Source organism: Microcystis sp. M49636_WE2 (assembly GCF_030065375.1).
Taxonomy (GTDB): Bacteria; Cyanobacteriota; Cyanobacteriia; order Cyanobacteriales; family Microcystaceae; genus Microcystis; species Microcystis aeruginosa_C.
On the sequence record NZ_JASJFG010000052.1, the window covers coordinates 15,044 to 35,231 of the forward strand.

At 43.4% G+C, this 20,188-nt stretch carries 9 protein-coding genes; all 9 read left to right on the forward strand.

Annotation, left to right across the window (positions count from 1 at the left end; translation table 11 throughout):
• The first annotated feature begins 16 nt into the window (after positions 1-16).
• The gene (locus tag PX484_RS01150) at positions 17-5,461 is read left to right on the forward strand and encodes a type I polyketide synthase (protein WP_287764834.1); all 5,445 of its coding nucleotides are present in this window, start codon (positions 17-19) and stop codon (positions 5,459-5,461) included.
• 70 nt (positions 5,462-5,531) lie between these two features.
• The gene (locus PX484_RS01155; RefSeq protein ID WP_288102682.1) at positions 5,532-9,464 is read left to right on the forward strand and encodes a beta-ketoacyl synthase N-terminal-like domain-containing protein; all 3,933 of its coding nucleotides are present in this window, start codon (positions 5,532-5,534) and stop codon (positions 9,462-9,464) included.
• Between the two features lie 28 nt (positions 9,465-9,492).
• Positions 9,493-10,812 carry a flavin-containing monooxygenase gene (locus PX484_RS01160; RefSeq protein WP_288102683.1) on the forward strand — a complete coding sequence of 440 codons (1,320 nt, stop codon included), beginning with the start codon at positions 9,493-9,495 and terminating at the stop codon, positions 10,810-10,812.
• A gap of 47 nt (positions 10,813-10,859) precedes the next feature.
• Positions 10,860-12,035, forward strand: a complete 1,176-nt coding sequence (locus tag PX484_RS01165) for a type III polyketide synthase (RefSeq protein WP_193976950.1) — start codon at positions 10,860-10,862, stop codon at positions 12,033-12,035.
• A gap of 12 nt (positions 12,036-12,047) precedes the next feature.
• A complete protein-coding gene (locus PX484_RS01170; protein WP_002731647.1) occupies positions 12,048-12,653 on the forward strand; it encodes an isoprenylcysteine carboxyl methyltransferase family protein in 606 nt (201 codons plus the stop codon).
• Positions 12,654-12,733: 80 nt separating this feature from the next.
• Entirely contained in the window at positions 12,734-14,365 is a 1,632-nt protein-coding gene (locus PX484_RS01175; protein WP_288102684.1) for an FAD-binding oxidoreductase, read from the forward strand.
• 48 nt (positions 14,366-14,413) lie between these two features.
• A complete protein-coding gene (locus PX484_RS01180) occupies positions 14,414-15,715 on the forward strand; it encodes an MFS transporter (RefSeq protein ID WP_004158569.1) in 1,302 nt (433 codons plus the stop codon).
• A 60-nt stretch (positions 15,716-15,775) separates the two neighbouring features.
• Entirely contained in the window at positions 15,776-17,131 is a 1,356-nt protein-coding gene (locus PX484_RS01185; protein ID WP_288027407.1) for an efflux RND transporter periplasmic adaptor subunit, read from the forward strand.
• Positions 17,132-17,173: 42 nt separating this feature from the next.
• Positions 17,174-20,188: efflux RND transporter permease subunit (locus PX484_RS01190; protein ID WP_288102685.1), on the forward strand; the 3,015-nt coding region annotated here is incomplete at its 3' end.

Genomic DNA, 20,188 nt, shown 5'->3' on the forward strand with positions numbered 1-20,188 from the left:
AAGAGTTGTTAGGAAGATGAATCAACAAAAACAAGCTTTTTTAGAACAATACAAACACCTCGATGCAATGGTCAAAGCGCAAACCGAACCCATCGCTATTGTGGGGATGGGCTGTCGTTTTCCCGCAGGAGTCAATGATTCCGCAAGTTATTGGCAGTTATTGGTTAATGGCATCGATGCAGTAACAGAAATTCCCCTAGAACGTTGGAATATTGCCGACTATTATCACCAAGATGCCGATGTTCCGGGAAAAATGTATAGTCGGGAAGGGGCATTTTTAGACAAAGTTGACGAATTTGACCCGGCTTTCTTCGGCATCTCACCTCGGGAAGCCGCCGCCATGGATCCGCAACAACGGTTACTTTTAGAAGTCTGTTGGGAATCCCTAGAAAATGCGGCTATTGCGCCCGAAAGTTTGATTAATAGTCAAACTGGCGTATTTATGGGCATTTTTCGCGATGATTATGCCCAATTATGTTTTCATCAAGGCGTAGTCAATCACATTGATGCTTACAACAGTTTAGGAACCAGTCGCGCTATTGCCGTCGGCAGAATCTCTTATCTATTTGGGTTTCACGGTCCGACTCTGCAAATTGATACGGCCTGTTCCTCCTCCCTCTTGGCAGTACATTTGGCCTGTCAAAGTCTGCGCAGCCAAGAATGCAATCTCGCTTTAGCGGGGGGGGTGAATCTGATGTTAACCCCGGCCACTGCGATTAGTAATTGTAAATTAAAAGCCGTTTCTCCCCAGGGTCGCAGTAAAACCTTTGATGCTTCGGCCGATGGTTATGGTCGGGGCGAAGGTTGCGGTGTCGTGGTCTTAAAACGTCTCAGTGATGCTCTCCGAGATGGCAATCTTATTTTCGCCCAAATTCGCGGTTCGGCTGTCAATCACGATGGAAAAAGTAATGGCTTAACCGCCCCCAATGGTCAGGCACAGGAAGCTTTACTCAGACAAGCCCTCGAAAGAGCGAAAATTCAACCTAAAGATCTGCAATACGTCGAAGTTCACGGTACAGGTACATCTTTAGGAGATCCCATCGAGGTTTTATCCTTAGGGAAAATTTATGGCCAGGGTCATAGCCAAGATAATCCCCTGATTTTGGGAACCGTGAAAACTAATATGGGGCATCTGGAAGGAGCTGCGGGAATTGCGGCGTTAATTAAGACAGTTTTACAGCTACAAAATCAGCAAATCGCCCCTAATCTTCATTTTAAGAACCCTAATCCCTATATTCCCTGGGAAAAACTGCCGGTCAAAATCCCCACCACTCTTACCCCTTGGTTGGTCAGAGAAGGAGTCCGACGGGCTGGAGTGAGCGCTTTTGGGATGAGTGGCACTAACGTCCATTTAATCGTTGAGGAAAGCAATTTTGAGCGGCTTGGTGACGAAAAACCTCATTTAGAGCGTCCTTGTCATTTAATTACCCTTTCTGCGAAAAGTGAGCCAGCCTTACGCGAATTAGCTCAACGCTACTACGATTTTTTAGGTCAAAATTCCCAGACGGTCATGGCAAATCTGGCCTATACCGCTAATACTGGGCGATCGCATTTTGAGCATCGTTTAGCTATTCCCTTTCTGGCTCAAAAACAGCTTGAGCAAGCTTTAAAAGACTTTATTAGGGATGAAAATCGCTTTTCAGGTCAAAAAAGTATTTTAACCTCGAAAAAAGCCCCTAAACTGGCTTTTATGTGTACAGGACAGGGTTCACAATATCCCGGAATGGCTAGGGAACTCTACGAAACGCAACCGACTTTTCGCCAAACTTTAGAGAAATGTGACGAAATTTTACGGAGCTATGGGGTGAAATCCTTACTGCAAGTGTTATATGGGGACGAAAAAACCAGTCAGTTGATTAATCAGACTTTTTACAGTCAAATTACCCTATTTTCTCTGGAATATGCCCTCGCTCAACTCTGGTTATCTTGGGGAGTGAAACCCGATGCTCTCATCGGTCATAGTTTAGGGGAATATGTGGCCGCTTGTTTAGCGGGAGTCTTTAGCTTAGAAGACGGTTTGAAGTTAATTGCCCATCGGGGACGCTTAATGCAGACATTACCGAAAAACGGCATAATGGCGGCAATTTTTACCGATTCCGACACCGTGACCAATCATCTCAGGAAGATTAGGGGCATCTGTACCATTGCTGCGGTCAATAGTCGAGAAAATACGGTCATTTCTGGCGAAACTGAGGCTATTAACCATTTAATCGCTAACTTCAATCAGAGAGGCATTGAAAGTCAGACTTTAGCGGTTTCCCATGCTTTCCATTCTCCCTTAATGACGGGTATGGTGGGGGAATTTGCCAAGATTGCCGAAACTATCACCTATAATTCCCCGCGTCTCCCCCTTATCTCTAACCTGACTGGGGATGTTATCGATGCAGAGATAGCAACTTCCCAATATTGGGTTAATCATCTACTGTCTCCCGTAGAGTTTGCCCGGGGTATAGAAAGATTAGGAGAGTTAAATACGGAAATATTCCTAGAAATTGGTGCCAAAACCACCTTAATTAACCTAGGTCAGCAAAATCTCCCCGACCAAGGTCTCTGGTTAGCTAGTTTGTCCCCAAAACAGTCGAATTGGGAAACCCTGCTCCAAAGTTTAGCGACCCTTTATGTAAAAGGGGTCAAAATTGACTGGAATGGATTCGACCTGGATTATTTACGCGAAAAAATCCCCTTACCGACCTATCCCTTCCAAAGAAAACGCTATTGGTTAGATTACATTGATTCTCAGCTAAAAACCCCGACAGTAGCGGCAGCTTTCCACCCTCTCCTACAGCAACCGCTGCATCTATTGGGGTCAAAAGATGTCCACTATCAATCCTCTCTTTCTCCCTGCTCTCCGAGCTATCTGCAAGAACATCAAGTTTTTGGCCAGGTAGTTTTCCCAGCCGCGGCCTATCTAGAGATGATTATAGTGGCAGCTGGTCAACAATATCCCAATCAGCAGTTTACTATTGGTCAATTGAGTCTGAATCGACCCTTAATTTTCTCAGACAACCAGAGTAAAAAGGTACAGTTAAGCTTACTAGCGGGGGGACAATTTCAGATTCTCAGTCTTGGGGAAGGGGAAGTTTCCCTACTGCATCTATCCGGTAATTTAACCAATGAAAACCAGGACTTACCCAGCTGCAATTGGACAGATATCCGGAACCGTTGTCACCAAAAAATCGAAATTGCACAGCATTATCAGGACTGTTTAAGTAAAGGAGTGAACTACGGGGAAAGTTTTCGAGTTATCCAGGAACTTTACCGCAATCAGTCCGAAATTGTCGCAAAAATTCAACTTTCTTCCCATCTACTCTCGCAAGCGGTGGATTACCAGCTACATCCTGTCTTACTTGATGGTTGCTTTCACGCTATGTCGGCACTATTTCCCGCAGGGAATAGCACCTATCTTCCCACTAATATTGACCGATTGACCTTTTCGGGAGTTAAGGACACCTCTATATACTGTCATGGTCGCTTCAGCCATAGCAATTTGCAAAACGGCATCTTAATCGCTGATTTGACTATTTTCAGCGAATCGGGTCAATTAATTAGCCAAATTGACGGATTAACCTTTCAACAGGCCCGGCCAGAAACCCTCTTTTCCCAGACCAACGACCTCAAGGATAGTTTATACGAAATTACTTGGCAAGCCACGGACTTGACGGGAATGGATTGGACAGAAACAGGAGATTGGTTAATTTTTGCCGACAAAAAGGGAGTAGGGCAACAATTAGCCGAAAAATTGCTGCAACAAGGGCATAGATGCCAACTTATCACCGAAAAGAATCGCCAGACTTGGCAATATCTCCTCAAAAAACCCTATCAAGGTCTAATTTATCTCTGGGGAATCGATGACGACCAAGCTTTAGAAAATAATCAAAACCTAGCCGTCACTCAGGAGCGAATTTGTGGAACTTTGCTGGAAATAGTGCAAGAACTAGGCAAAATAGAGGTTAATTACTCTCCTCGCCTCTATATTGTCACCCAATCGGCTCAATACATTCCTTCTCAACCCACAGTGATTGCCCTTGCCCAAAGTTCCCTCTGGGGATTAGGACGGACTATTGCCCTAGAACACCCAGAATTGCGCTGTCTGTGTCTGGATGGAGATAAATTTCAGGATAGCCACACCTTAGCCCTAGAGGTGTTCCAATCTTTACAAAGTTCGGAGGAGGAAAATCAAATCGTTTGGCGGCAAGGCCAGAGCTATGTGGCTCGTTTAGGGCGATTTATCCCGAAATCGTCGCTAAAAAACCGAGAAATTGCCGAAAATGCCACCTATCTTATTACTGGTGGTCTAGGGGCCTTAGGGCAGCAAGTGGCTAATTGGTTAAGGAAAAAAGGAGCAAAATCCCTCGTCTTACTGAGTCGCCGGGGAATAACTCCAGAAACCCAACCAATTATAGACCAATGGCGACAAGAGGGAACCAATGTAGAAGTTTTTGCCGCCGACGTTAGCGACTTTGGCCAAATGCGTCGGGCTTTTGAGATAATCGAGCAGCAGTTACCCCCCTTAAAAGGCATTATTCACACCGCCGGGGTGTTAGAGGATGCCAGCTTATCCAAACAGACTTGGGAGAAATTTGAGCGCGTCTTTTCCCCCAAAATACTCGGCGCTTGGAATTTGCATCTCCTCAGTCAAGAAGTGGATTTAGACTGGTTTATTAGTTTTTCCTCGATGGCCTCGGTGTTAGGGTCTTCTGGACAGAGTAATTATGCTAGTGCTAATGCCTTTTTAGATAGTCTAGCCCATTATCGTCAAGCGCAAGGACTGCCGGCCCTGACTATTAATTGGGGTCCCTGGGCAGAGGGTGGTATGGCCGAAAATTTAGGCGAAAAAGCGAAAAAAAGGCTAATTAAACAGGGTTTTACCCCTCTTGATCCCCAAAAATGTTTACATCTCCTCGAAACATTGCTGACGACTTCTCGGATACAGGTAACTGTCGCTTCTCTCAATTGGAATAGCTTTTTTAACAGTTTCGAGAATCAAAAAATTCCGCCTTTATTACGAGATTTCCAAAGTTTTTCAGCCCCAAAATTAACCCCAGACAATAATTTTATTGATGTCTTAAGGACAATACCAATTGAGGAGCGTTTTGCGGCTTTGACTGCTCATGTTCAAGGGATTGTAGCGGAAATTCTCGCTATTCCGGCTAGAGAATTTACCCAAGTTGACCAAGGTTTTTTTGAGTTGGGAATGGATTCTTTAATGACGGTGGAATTACGAAATCGTTTAGCCAAGGATTTAGGTAAATCTCTGGCGGCAACTATCACTTTTAAATATCCAACAGTGACCAGTTTGGTCGATTATCTAGTAGCTGAAGTTATTGACCTTGACTTTAGTTTAAAACCCTTAGCAATAGGAGCAAATCAAGATAGCAATCTTGATCCCCTCAACGAAGAAGATTTATCCCTAGAAGAATTGTCCGATTTACTGCTACAGGAATTAAATTCCTTAAGTTAGAAAAGTAGACCTCAAACCCTATCTAAATAACCTGTTTACCATGACACAAACACCTGCCAAAACTGATCAAATGAGCTTAATAAAAGATGCCTTAAATCAAATTAAGGTCTTAAAAACTAAGCTACATATCCTAGAAAAAGCTAAGAATGAACCAATTGCAATTATTGGTATGTCCTGTCGCTTTCCCCAGGGAGCTAATTCACCGGAAACTTTTTGGGAATTATTGCAATCAGGAACCGATGCCATCAGCGAAATTCCGCCGCAACGCTGGAATATTGACAATTATTACGATCCTAAGCCCGATGCAAGGGGAAAAGTCTATACCCGTCACGGTGGCTTCTTAAATCAACCGATAGATCAATTTGACGCTGATTTTTTTGGTCTTTCTCCCCGGGAGGTAGCACAAATGGATCCGCAACAGCGATTACTGCTGGAACTAGCCTGGGAAGCTCTGGAAAATGCGGGAATATCACCCTTAAATCGGCGAGGAAGTCAAACGGGGGTATTTATAGGCATGATGACTCAAGATTACTCCCATTTTAGCCATCATCCCGATCTGATTGATGCCTATACGGGAACGGGAAATGCTAAAAGTGTAGCTTCGGGACGTTTATCCTATCTTTTTGGATTTCATGGCCCAACTTTAACGGTTGATACTGCTTGTGCCTCCTCTTTAGTCGCTGTTCATTTAGCTTGCCAAAGTTTACGCAATAACGAGTGTGAAGTTGCCCTAGCTGGGGGGGTCAACCTAATGTTAACCCCCTTCGTTACTATCATGGAATCCCGCGCCCAGATGTTGTCTCCTGACGGTCGTTGTAAAACCTTTGATAGAACAGCGAATGGCTATGTGCGGGGAGAAGGCGGCGGTATTATAGTTTTAAAGTCTTTATCTGCGGCTATTCGGGATAATAACTTGATTTTAGGACTAATTAAAGGTTCGGCCGTTAACCATGGTGGTACGAGTAGCGGTTTAACAGTTCCCAATCAACTTAGTCAAGAACAATTGATTCGTCAAGCTTTAAAAAATGCTCAGGTAAAGCCAGAGGACATTAGCTATATTGAAGCCCATGGAACTGGCACTTCTTTAGGCGATCCCATTGAATTAGGTGCATTATCGACAGTTTTTGCTAAAAATCCCCAACCGGTTTGGGTTGGTTCCGTCAAAACCAATATCGGCCATCTAGAAGCGGCCGCTGGTATTGCCGGACTGATGAAAGTGATTTTATGCTTGCAACATCGACAAATTGCCCCCCATCTCCACTTCCAGCAACCGACACCCCATCTAGACTGGGAAAATCAACCGCTGAAAGTTCCGACTAAAAACCGTGAATGGGTTAGTGAAAATTCTTCTCGTTTAGCTGGAGTTAGTTCTTTTGGCTTAAATGGCACTAATGCCCATATTATTCTCGAAGAATACCCTTACGAACCTCAAACGACTGCGGCACCTGATTCATCGCCCTATCTGTTCACCCTCTCAGCCAAGACTGAATCGGCTTTAATCAAACTAGCCCAAAAATACGCAAATTACCTAGAAAATGCAAAAAATATTGCTTTAAGCTCCATTTGTGCTACTAGCAATCGCAGTCGCTCCCAATTACCCCATCGTTTCACCTGTATTGTCTCTAGTCACTGCCAACTTCAAGAAAAATTAGCCGCTTTCGTTCAAGGTGAACCCAGTTCTTTTCGCCAAAAAAGTGAATTTAATGGCAAAAATCGGGCAAAAATTGCCTTTCTCTTTCCGGGACAGGGTTCTCAATACCCCGGTATGGGAAGGGAACTATACCAATGTTATCCTCTATTTCGTCAAACACTCGATCGCTGTGCTGAGATTCTCCGTCAATATGGGGACTATTGCCTAAAGGAGATTATTGACCAAGAAAATCATCTCAATCAAACTTTTTACAGCCAACCTGCCCTATTTGCTCTCGAATACGCCCTTTTTAAACTCTGGGAATCCTGGGGAATTAGCCCCCATGGGGTTATGGGTCATAGTTTAGGGGAATATGTGGCCGCCTGTGTTGCTGGAGTCTTTAGTTTAGAAGATGCCTTAAAATTAGTCTTCTATCGGGCTAAATTGATGGATTCTGTGGGAAAAAGTGGTTCAATGGTCGTTATCTCGGCTAGTGAAGCTGAAATTAGTCCCTTAATTGCCCCCTATCAATCTCAGGTCGCTATTGCCGCTATTAATGGTCAGGATAATATTGTCCTGTCCGGTGCTGCAGAGACCATAGAAACCCTGGTAAAACAGCTTCAGGTCAAAAATCTGAAAATTACCCGGTTAAATGTCTCTCAAGCCTTTCATTCCCCTCTGATGGAGGAGATTTTAGACGAGTTCCGACAAATTGCTGAAACTATCACCTATCATCCCCCCCAACGAGCCTTAATTTCTAACCTTAATGGCAACTTAGTCAATTTTGAGGTCACTACTCCCGATTATTGGTGTCGTCATCTCCGGTGTTCTGTTCGCTTTGCCGATGGGATAAAAACCTTACTGGACAACGGTTATGAGCTATTTGTCGAATGCGGCTCCCATCCCGTTTTATCGGGCATGGGCAGCCTACTGGATAAAAATTATTCTTGTCTTTGGTTGCCCAGTTTGCGTCGTCAAACCTCTGACCGACAACAGATCCTCGAGAGTGTCAGTCAGCTTTATCTGCGGGGATTCGCCCTGAATTGGCAAGAGATAACGGCCAATCAAGACAGTAAACCCTGTATCTTACCGACCTACACCTTTGAAAGAAGTAGTTATTGGCTAAAAACAGGCGACTTGACCCCAGAAGAAGCGCAATTATTGCCTGAATTGTCGAAATATCTCCTAGAAACACCGCCGCAACCGCCAGAAGTTGTCAAAACCACCACCGCATCATCTTCTGGTCATCTAATTACCCTTGACTCTTTGTTGGCCACACCCGCAGAGAAACAGCTTAAACAACTAGAAACCTACATTATCGGTGTTTTAGAACAGATTACTGGTTTATCCGTGGTCAAGCTACATACCAAGCAACCGCTCTCTAGTTTAGGCTTAGATTCTCTCATGTCCAGTCAATTACGACGTCAACTAGAGGAGGATTTAAAAATTATTGTTCCCGTGGAATACCTAGCGGGATTGAGTATTGAGCAGTTTTTACCGCAAATATTCAACTTAATCACCCAAAACTCCCAACCTGCAACTAGCCACAAAACTCCTCTCCCCTCAAAACAGAAAAAACCAATCAAGACGACTAAAGCCGAAAATATCTCTAATGATCCGAAACTTTGGCTAATTCGCAAACAAGCTAATCCTAACGCCAGCATTCGTCTATTTTGTTTTCCCTACGCCGGTGGGGGTGCCTCCCTATTCCAAAATTGGCTGAATTACTGCCCCAAGCAAGTGGAATTGTGGGCGATTCAACTACCCGGACGCGAAACGCGTCTTCAGGAAACTGCGATTACATCGCTAAAATCCCTGATTAATCGTCTCATTCCGATTCTGACTCCCTATTTAGACCAACCTTATGCTTTTTTTGGTCATAGCATGGGTTCTTTAATCAGTTTTGAATTAACCAGAGAATTAGCTAAAACTCGGCAAAATCTACCCCAACATTTATTTATGTCTGGATTTCGAGCGCCTCAAATTGTCAATCCCGATTTACCCATTCATCGTCTGGGAGATGAGCAATTTTTAGCAGCTTTAGGTCATTTTCAAGGAACCCCAGAAACTCTCCTCAAACATCCCGATTTAATGGCGGCTTTTTTGCCAATTTTACGAGCAGATTTCAAACTCCTAGAGACCTATTCTTATCAACAAGGTCAACCCTTAAATTGTCCTATTACCGTTTTTGGAGGCCACAACGATGCCAAGGTTTCTGCCGATCAATTACAACAATGGCAACTGCAAACCAATCAAGATTTTGTCCTGCATACCTTACCGGGAGGACATTTCTTTATCAATCAACATACGGAGAAAATTATGAAAATAATTTGCCAAAGTTTACGAGAGTTTCCTGAACAAATGACTGCCTAATCAACCAACTATTCAAGGGAGAAAAATCATGACTTTAGATTACAAAGAGCAATACTGTATTATTGGGGCTGGTGCCGCAGGATTAGCGGCGGCTAGAGCCTTAAGCAAAGCCAAAATTCCCTTTAATGTTATCGAATCTGCCCAGGATGTTGGGGGTATTTGGATTTATGATCGTCCCGATAGTCCAATGTATAAAAATACACATCTGATTGGTCATAAAACCACACAACCTTTTTCCGATTTTCCCATGCCAAAAGATTACCCAGATTATCCCAATCATCGGTTAGTCTATGAATATCTTCGCAATTATGCCGCTCATTTCAATCTCTATGATTTCATGGAATTTAATCTCAGCGTGGAGAAAGTAAAAAAGGTGGGTAACTTTTGGGATGTCACCCTTAGCAACCAAGAAACCAGACGATACCGAGGGGTTTTAATCGCTAGTGGTTATCATAGTAAACCGAATATTCCTCAATTTTCTGGGCATTTTGACGGGGAAATTATCCATTCAAAAGATTATGATAATCCCGCTCAACTAAATGCTAAAAAAGTCCTAGTAGTTGGAGCGGGACAATCAGCCATGGATTTAGTCGTCGAAGCCGCTATCAATGGCAGTAAAACTTTCCATAGTACCCGTCGTGGCTTTCTCTGTATGCCGAAATTTTTGTTCGGTTTGCCCCCAGAATGGGTGATGATTAACACGCCAATCATGAATCTAATTCCAGCGCAAGAACATATGAAAATGATGGCTTTATTATCACCAATAGCTCTATTCTTACAAGGAGTTAATCTCAAAAAACTCAATATTCCTACAGATTGTAAAAGTAACGGTCTAATTATTCCCAACAGTGACCAACAAATCTATCGTTATTATGTGCATGGAGATGTCACCCATAAGCCTAATATCCAAGAATTAGACGGAAAGAATGTTATTTTTGCCGATGGCAGTACAGAAGAAATTGATCTGATTATCTACGCCACTGGTTACAAAATTGAATTTTCTTTTATTGACAAATCTGATTTAAATTGGCAAGAAGGAACCACCCAGCCTAACCTCTATATGAATGTTTTTCACCCAGAGGAAAATAACCTGTTTGTCATCGGAATGGTTCATCCCACTGGCACCCACTGGCGAGTATTTGAAGAACAAAGTAATTTAGTGGCCGCTTATCTACAAGCTCAGGATAAAAAATCCCGGTTTGTCTATAAATTTGAAAAGCTAAAACGTCAAATTAGTGCCAATTTAAGCGCCGAAAATAAACACCATAGCGGTACTCACTCCTTAGTGATTGACAAATTGGGTTATATACGCCAAGCCCAAGGATTAGCTCGCCGATTACTGGCTTAAATCTCCCACCATAATTAACCCCCTGAAATCCCTCTATCTTAACTCCAATGCCCTACATTATTGAGACAGCTACTGGTTTTCCAGAACATTACTATCCCCAAGAAGTTCTAGAAGTCAATATCAGAAATCATTGTGCTAATCTTCTTCAAGATTATTGCCGAGAAAATCAACTCGACTTCCAGGAACAAACCTTTTTTGATTTAGAACAAATTCATCGTTTTTTCAGTAATGTCAAAATTCAAGGGCGATACTTCACTATTCCCCTAGATGAATTCGATGCCGATAATCCTCCCGGAATCGCCCAACCCTTTCGTCAAATGGTCGATCTAACTATGGATTTAGTAACATCGACAGTAACTAATTTGCTCAAAAAAGCCGCTCTTTCTCCCAAAGAAATCTCCCTAGTTACTTCCGTTACTGTTCTTCCTTCCGTTCCTTCCCTAGAAAGTTTACTCCTCAATCGTCTAGATTTTTCCCTCGATATCAAGCGGCAAGCGTTATCGGGTGTCGGCTGTTTGGGAGGCGCCCAAGGATTAGCCAGAGTAAACGATTATCTGCAAGGACATCCCACCGAAACAGCGATTTTGTTTACCACCGATCCCTCCTCTGGCCTTTGGCAAGGGTCAATTCATAGCGATTTAACGGAATTATTGGGACAATTACCCGAAGATCCGTCTCAATATAGCAATATCATTATGACCCTTGTGGTAGCGGCTTTATTTGGCGATGGAGTCGGCACGGTTCTCTTAGCGGGAGATGAACATCCCTTAGTCAAGCAAGGTAAAGCAAAACTGAAGATTATCGGCACTCAATCGCTGTTAATGCCCCACACAGAGCATTTAATGGCATTACCTTTAACAGACTACGGTTTTCGCCAAATTCTTCGCCCAGAAGTCTCTGATTACGTCAAGGGTGGGGTGAGAAAAGCGGTGACATCTTTACTGGAAAAAACAGGAGTTTCCCTCGAGGAAATTGTCTGTTGGATGGTGCATCCGGGGGGTCCAAAGATTCTCGATGCAATAGTTGAAGAATTTCAGTTAGAACCGGATGTTTTACAGGTTAGTTGGGATATTTTGGCAGAAATTGGCAATATTGCCTCTGCTACTATCCTCTGCATTCTCGATGAAACCCTCTCCCGTCCCCATCCTCCCACGGGTTCCTACGGATTAATAATTTCCATGGGGCCTGGATTTGCTCAAGAAGCCATTTTAGTTCAATTCTAAGGATATTTAAGGATGTTAAGCCAAATAGTTTTCATTGCCCTGATTAGTTACATTATTGTCCAACGAGTGCGCGTTACTCGTCTGAGTAAACAGAATATGGCCAAAGTCTTAGCGGAAGGTGGCAAACTGCATAGTTCTAATTATGTGGGATTCGTCAAGATTTTCCAATCTAGCTGGATGCTTTGCATGATCGGGGAAGTTTATCTGCTCGATCGACCTTTTATTCCAGCATTGGCTTTATTTTCGCTAATTACTACTTTTTTAGCTCAAAAGCTCCGCTATGCCTCCATTGAAGCCTTGGGCGATCGCTGGATTCATCAGGTGGTCACGGTTCCTCAGACACCCGTGATCGACAATGGCATTTATCAATATATCCGTCATCCTAACTGGTGGGCCATGATCACGGAATTAGCGGTGGTTCCCTTGTTTCATACCGCTTATCTGACATCTATAGTCTTTAGTCTCCTGAATGCTTGGTTATTAATCCAACGCATTCCAGCTGAAGAAGAAGCTTTGAGTCAAGACACCAATTATCAAGCAGTTTTTGCCAATACTCCCCGTTTTATTCCTAGTTTTAGCGCAATTTTCTCTCGCAAACAGCAACCGCTTAAAAGTTAATTGCCACGGATAGCAGGGCCGGTTCCCTACGGCCCTTTAATTACCCCTCATACCTGAATTTCAAGGAGAAAAAAAATACTATGGACTCTCTAATTGTTTCCGAAAATATTATTAGCGACAATTTAACTAACGCTCTACAAGAATGGGAAAATTTATTAGGCTCCGAATATGTCAGCACCGATAACAAAAAACGCCTAGAAGCCGAGACCGCTACCTACGAAACCGATGCTAAAATCCCGGCAATTATTCGCCCAGGTAATCGTCAAGAAGTCCAAGAATCTCTAAAAATTGCTAATCGCTATCAAACCCCTGTCTATCCTATTAGTACGGGTAAAAATTGGGGTTATGGTTCGCGAGTTCCTAGCCGCACCGGTTCGGTTTTAATGGATTTGAGTCGATTAAATCAGATTTTGGATTATAATGAAACCCTAGCTTATGTAACTATTGAAGCGGGTGTTACTCAGCGACAACTCTACGATTTTTTGCAGAAAAATGGCAATAAATTATTAATGAGTGTCACCGGTTCGACTCCTGATTCTAGTATTATTGGCAATATTCTCGAACGAGGTGAAGCCAAAGGACCTTTGGGAGATCGCTTTAATCATGTCTGTGGAATGGAAGTAGTTTTGCCCACCGGTGAATGTGTTCATACGGGATTTAATCGCTTTGAAAACTCCCAAATAGGGGCGGTCAATCGTTGGGGAGTCGGTCCTTATTTTGATGGAATTTTTACCCAATCTAACCTGGGAATCGTCACCAAAATGACTTTTTGGTTAACCCCCTATCCTGAATATTTTCAGGCTTTTTTCTATAGCATCGATCAGGAAAATAAATTAGAGTTATTGATCGACAAACTACGTCAACTGAAAATGGCAGGGGTAATTAAAACCACCTTCCACATTAATAATAACTACCGAATGTTGTCTATTCAACAACAATATCCCTGGCAGGAATGCCAAGAAAAAACTCCTTTACCCCCCGATTTATTAGAACAATTAAGTCATCAATGGGGTGGCGGTGTTTGGATAGGAGAAGGTGCTTTATATTCGGCTTCACCAGAACAGGGAAAAGTCGAAAGAAACCTAATTGAAAAAGCCTTGAAAGGAATTGTCAATAAACTTATGTTTTTTGATGAAAATAAGTTCAAAATGGCCAGCAAAATGAGTCCCATTTTTAAAGTATTTACTGGTGTGGAAATTAAGGACAAGGTGGATTTAATTTATCACAAAAATCCCCAACGAGGAATGATTACCGAAAAAGTGCTGAAGATGGCCTATTGGCGCAAAAAAACGCCCCCCACCGATAGGTTGAATTTAGACCTGGATGCCTGTGGCATGATTTGGTGTGTTCCCGCTGTTCCTTTTCTGGGAAATCATCTCAGAAATGCTCTCAATATTATCAGCAGCATCGCTCAAAAATATGGTTATGAACCCAATATCGGCATTAACTGTGTTACCGAGCGCAATATTAACATCAATGCTGCCATTTTTTATGATCGATTGCTAGAAGGCGAAGACCAAAAAGCCTTAAATTGTCACGATGAAATGTTGGCAGAATTGATCAATCAAGGTTATTATCCCTACCGTCTTAGTACCCACTCTATGAATAGTTTACCCGCAGCCCAAGACGATTATAGTTGCTTAATCCAGAAAATTAAAGACAGCTTGGATCCCAATCACATTCTCTCACCCGGTCGCTACGAATTTCTTTAAATAAGCCTAACAATCTACTGCTAACTGCCCATCTCTCCCCCAATTCTAATGACTTCTAGCACTTCCAGCAAATGGCAACATCTCCGAATAGATTATCTTCCTTATATCACTGGTTGGTTTGGTAACTTTATCGTTAACAATGCCCTTCTAACCATGCTAATTTATCGCTACGACCCCGGCATTCCCAATGACTATAACTTATCCATTTTATTGCCCTCTGCTTTAGTGGGGATAGCGATAATGATTAGCCGTATTGCTGGGGCTTTTGTGCAGCCAGTAGTCGGTTATTTTTCCGATCGCTTTTGGAGTCCTTGGGGCAAAAGAAGACCATTTATACTGGCCAGTTTAGTCCCTTTAATTGGTGGTTTTATCCTGTTGTTTAATCCCCCTAATAACTTAAATCAAACCACTTACTTCATTTATTTAGTCACCATGCTTTGGGTGTTTTATGTGGGTATGGCATCCTATCATGTTCCCTATTTAGCCTGGTTGCCCACTCTCGCTAAAAGCCCAGAAGGAAGAGTTAAATTATCAACTCAAATCGGAATTTTTGGTTTAGTTGGTGCCACCATTGGTGGGATTATTGCCCCTTGGTTAACTGATAGCTATGGCTTTCAGGGAATGGGTATTGCTATTAGTCTTATTGGGCTAATTACTCTAGCTATGCCCTTGCTAGAAAAAGAAGAATATAGTCCTTCTAAGGGGAAATATCCTAACTTTAAAACCACCTTAACGGCGGCTTTTACCAATCGGACTTTTTGTATCTATATGATCACCATGATTTTGGCGTGGATGGTGATTAGTATTATCTCGGTGATTCCGACTTTTTTAGTAATTGCTCTCCTCAAACGAGAGGTAAGTTTTGCCGCCGTGATTAATACTATTATCGTCGGTAGTGCCTTGGCTGGATTTACCCTGGTTTTACCCTTAGCGCGAAAATATGGCAAAAAACTGGTTTTTCAAGGTTCTTTAATCTGGGTTGGTCTGGGTATGATTGCCATGGCCTGTGGTCGTTTTTGGTGGCAAGATTCTTTGATTCCCTGGTTAATCCTTTCGATCATCGCTAATTTAGCTCTAGCCAGCTTTTTTAGTCTGCCGAATGCCATGTTATCGGACATTATCGATCAAGATGCGGAGCAACAGGGAATGGGACGAGAAGCAATATTTTTTGGAACTAGGGGGCTACTAATTCAATTTAGCCAAGGTGCGGGGTCTTTTCTAACAGGATTAATCCTTTCTTTCGGGAAAACTCCTGATAACCCCTGGGGGGTACAAATTGCCTTTTTGTGCGCCGGTATATTATCCCTAGCAGCGGCTTTTGTCCTACGGCCTTATGCGATCAAAAAATAGTTCTTTCCTCGCTAATCTGTTATTACTCTTGACAAAACCCTACTCATTTGGAACTAGATTATGACTTCCCCCAATCCCATCACCAAACAGCAAGAAACTGCTATCAAAAAACTGCGATTGCCCTGGCGATTAATTATTACTGGTATCCTAGCGGCCACCTCGGTTTTTGCCTATCCTACCCTGCGGAATGTCCTCTTAGAAGACACCTCTGAATCCACCACCTCAGAAGAAACCGCTTCGTTAGCAATCGATAAGAGCAAGACGGCAGCCTTACCTGTGCGAACCTTAACTTTAAGTCCTGTCACCCATCACCAAGAACCGCGCCGTTATACGGGTAATATTGTGGCTAAACGGACAAGTGAACTAGGATTTGAGCGTTCGGGACAATTAATTAGTTTATTGGTTCAAGAGGGTCAAGAGGTACGCCGAGGTACTTTAATTGCTACTCTAGATACACGCAATTTAGAAGCACAAAAACAAGAACTCATCGCCCAGCGATCGCAAGCCACGGCTAAACTGCAAGAATTACAAGCTGGTTCCAGGAAAGAAAGTATCGCTGCAGCCCAAGCAAAAGTCCGAGATCTCAGGGAACAATTAGCTTTAGCCCAATCTAAATACCAAAGACGGCTAGGATTGTATCAAGAAGGGGCAATTACTAGAGAACAACTCGAAGAAGTGCAAACAGATGTTAATGCACAACAAGCGAGAATTGATGAAGCCCAAAGTCAATTAGATGAACTCAAAGCTGGTACTCGTCCCGAATTGATTTCTCTGCAAAAAGCCGTTATTGACCAATTTGATGCCCAACTGAAGAATATTAAATTAGAGATTGAGAAAAGCCAACTTCAAGCCCCCTACGATGGCACTATTGCCCTCCTTCACGTCAATATTGGCACTGTTGTTTCTGCAAGTAATCCGATCGTTCGTTTAGTGGAAAGTAATAAACTGGAAGCGCGTATAGGGGTTCCCATTGACCAGTCCGAAAACTTACCAATTGGCAGTAAACATCGTTTAAAAATTGGTAACAAAATATTAACAGGACAAGTCACTTCAACCTTGCCCCAAATTGATCCAACTACCCGTACCGCCACGGTTATTTTAAGTTTAAATCAGACTCAGGGCCTGATTCCGGGGCAAGTGGTCAGCCTAGAATTATCTCAATCAGTTCCACAATCGGGCTATTGGTTGCCCACAGAAGCTTTAGTACAAGGCACGAGAGGATTATGGTCTTCCTATGTTCTAGGAGAAGCTAATCCCGATAATCCTCGACAATTTACCGTCAAACGCCAAGATTTAGAAGTTCTAGCGATTCAAGGCGATCGCTTGTTGGTGCGCGGGACGCTCACCTCCGGTGATCGAGTGATCGTCGAAGGGGTTCACCGCATCGTACCCGGGCAAATGGTGGAAATTTGGTAGTCAGCGGTCATTAATCAGCTTTATTATCCCTAATAATCTCCAATGAATAACTTATTTGAACGTAAACCTAGATTACTAATTCTTACCTTAATTCTGATTATTGTCTGGGGATTGTCTTCCTTTCAAATTTTGCCGCGCATGGAAGATCCCGAAACAATTAATCGAGGTGCCACCATTACCACCAATTTACCCGGTGCCAGTCCTTATCGGGTCGAATCCCTAGTGACCGAAAAAATTGAACAATCTCTCTCTAGCATCAAAGAAATTAGCCTGATTGAGTCCTCCTCAGAATTAGGGCGTTCCACGGTCAATATTGAACTTAAAGATGAAGTGACTGATGTGGATCCCGTCTGGTCACGCATTCGCGATCGGATTACCGATGTCATCCCGCAACTACCCCCAGAAGCCCAAAGACCCTTATACGAAGAAGGATATAGTAAAGCCTTTAGTTTATTGACTGCCATCCTTTGGGATCTAGATACCGCTCCTAATTACGCTATTTTACGCCGACTTGGCCAAGAACTGTTCGATGAATTAGAAGCCCTTTGGGGAACCGAAAGGGTCGAGTTAGTCGGGGTTCCGGCCGAGGAAATTTTAGTCGAAATCGATCCGGTGAAATTATCCTCCCTGGGCCTAACCGCCGTCGAAGTTGCCCAACAAATTCAAACCAGTGATGCCAAGGTTGCCGCCGGACAACTTCGCAGTAATCGCAATAATTTATTATTGGAAGTCGATACCAGTTTAGAATCACTCTCTCGGATTCGAGCCATTCCGATTCGTTACAGTAATGAGGGACAATTTACCCGTTTAGGAGATATCGCTCTAGTTACCAAGGGAATTCAAGAACCACCACCAGAACTAACCATTATTAACGGTAAACCGGCTATTGTGGTGGCCGCTATGATGGAATCGGGGCAACGCATAGACGAATGGACAGCGGCAGCCCAGGCCAAGTTAGACCTGTTTCGCCCTTCTCTCCCCCAAGGTGTGAGCCTCAAGATAATTTTTGCCCAAAATCGTTATGTGGCTAACCGACTCGATGGATTATTCAGCAACATGATCCTAGGGTTACTCTGTGTCATGGGGACAGCTTTTGTGATGATGGGATGGCAGTCCGCCTTGGTAGTAAGTGTATCCCTGCCTTTATCGATCCTGATGGTCTTTGCCGGTATGAATCTCTGGCAAATTCCCCTACATCAAATGTCGGTGACAGGAATTGTTATTGCTTTGGGACTTTTGATCGATAACGCTATTGTGATTGTCGATGAACTGCAAAAAGGACTACGGACCGGAATAGCTCACGAACATATTGTTGCTGAAACCGTTAAACAGTTAGGGATTCCCCTCTTAGCTTCTACCCTAACCACGATTTTGTCTTTTATGCCGATCGCTCTTTTGCAAGGAGGCACTGGCGAATTCGTGCGTACTATCGCCCAAACAGTGATCTTAGCCTTGGTTAGTTCTCTAATTTTGTCCCTAACGATTATTCCTGTCCTCAGTTTACGTTTATATCAACTGACTCATCGATCGCACCAGACAAAAACCCATTGGTGGGATACGGGAATTAATTTACCGCTCCTAACGGGGTTATATCGCCAAATTTTGAAGTTAATTCTCTATTTTCCCGTATTAGGTCTGGTTATTGGCTTGATTGTCCCAATTACTGGCTTTGTTGTCGCTGGCACTCTCCCGGAAGAATTCTTTCCGCCGGCAGAACGAGATCAGTTAACCCTAGAAATCGAACTGGCCCCCACCACAACCCTAGAAGTAACTCAGGTAAAAGTGGCTCAAGCTGAAAAAATACTGCTAGATCATCGAGAAATTGGGGAAGTTCACTGGTTTTTAGGGCGTAATGCTCCCCCCTTCTACTATAATCTCTCCGATGGCGTCAAAGACTCTCCTAATTTTGCCCAAGCATTGATTCAACTTCGGCAAGTTTCTGATGAACCCCAATTGATCGAAACCTTACAAAAACAATTAAGTCAAGCTCTACCGATGGCAAGGGTATTAGTCAGCCCCCTAGAACAGGGTCCACCGGTGGGCGCCCCGATCGAAATTAGGGTTTATGGCTCAGAATTGGAGATGTTAAGGAAAATTGGCGAGTCCCTACGGGAAGAACTGGCAAAAATACCCGAAATAACCTATTCTGTTGCTGATTTAAGTGAAATTAAAGCTAAATTAGCCTTAAAAATTAATGAAGAAAAAGCTCGACTGATTGGTTTGGATAATGCGGCGATCGCCAGCCAATTGGATAACCTTTTAGAAGGTTCTGTGGGTGGCTCGATTTTAGAAGCAACGGAAGAATTACCCGTGCGAGTCCGAGTCGGTAATCGCGATCGCGAGCAACTGCCACAAATTGCCTCTTTAAATATTCTCGGTAATTCCGCCACTGCTGAACGGGCGAATATTTCCCTTTCCTCCGTGGCAGAATTTGATTTTCTCCCCGAATTAGCCACGATTCCTCGACGAAATGGCAAGCGAATTAATACGGTGAAGGCCTATGTTCAAGCTGATGCGATCGCTGCAACGGTTTTAGACGAATTTCGCCAAAACTTAGAATCGGGCAAATTTTCCCTTCCGGCAGGGTATCGGCTCGAATTTGGCGGAGAGGAAGAAGAAAGAGATACAGCTGTGGCTAATCTAATTGCTAGTGTGGGAGTCTTGGCGATTCTAATGCTATCAACTCTTGTTCTTTCTTTTAACTCCTTCCGTCTTGCTGCCCTAGTTACTGTCGTCGGTATTAGTTCAATTGGACTAGCCTTATTTTCCCTCTGGTTATTTGAATATCCCCTAGGATTCATGTCGATTTTAGGCACTATCGGCTTAGTTGGGGTTTCCGTTAATGATTCTATTGTCGTGGTAGCGGCTTTACAAGCTTTACCGCCCCATCTTCAACGCCAACGCAAGGCAATCCGGGAAGTGGTCATTGCTTCCACCCGTCACATTCTCACCACTACCTTAACCACCGTGACGGGATTTGTGCCATTATTCCTCTACGGCGGCGCTTTTTGGGAACCCCTCGCTATCTGTATTTCCATCGGGGTGGTCGGAACCACC

Excerpts from the sequence above, each read along its gene's own strand:
- PX484_RS01170 (WP_002731647.1), top strand. The coding sequence starts at position 12,048 with ATGTTAAGCCAAATAGTTTTCATTGCCCTGATTAGTTACATTATTGTC.
- PX484_RS01165 (WP_193976950.1), top strand. The coding sequence starts at position 10,860 with ATGCCCTACATTATTGAGACAGCTACTGGTTTTCCAGAACATTACTAT.
- PX484_RS01150 (WP_287764834.1), top strand. The coding sequence starts at position 17 with ATGAATCAACAAAAACAAGCTTTTTTAGAACAATACAAACACCTCGAT.
- PX484_RS01185 (WP_288027407.1), top strand. The coding sequence starts at position 15,776 with ATGACTTCCCCCAATCCCATCACCAAACAGCAAGAAACTGCTATCAAA.
- PX484_RS01160 (WP_288102683.1), top strand. The coding sequence starts at position 9,493 with ATGACTTTAGATTACAAAGAGCAATACTGTATTATTGGGGCTGGTGCC.
- PX484_RS01155 (WP_288102682.1), top strand. The coding sequence starts at position 5,532 with ATGAGCTTAATAAAAGATGCCTTAAATCAAATTAAGGTCTTAAAAACT.
- PX484_RS01180 (WP_004158569.1), top strand. The coding sequence starts at position 14,414 with ATGACTTCTAGCACTTCCAGCAAATGGCAACATCTCCGAATAGATTAT.
- PX484_RS01175 (WP_288102684.1), top strand. The coding sequence starts at position 12,734 with ATGGACTCTCTAATTGTTTCCGAAAATATTATTAGCGACAATTTAACT.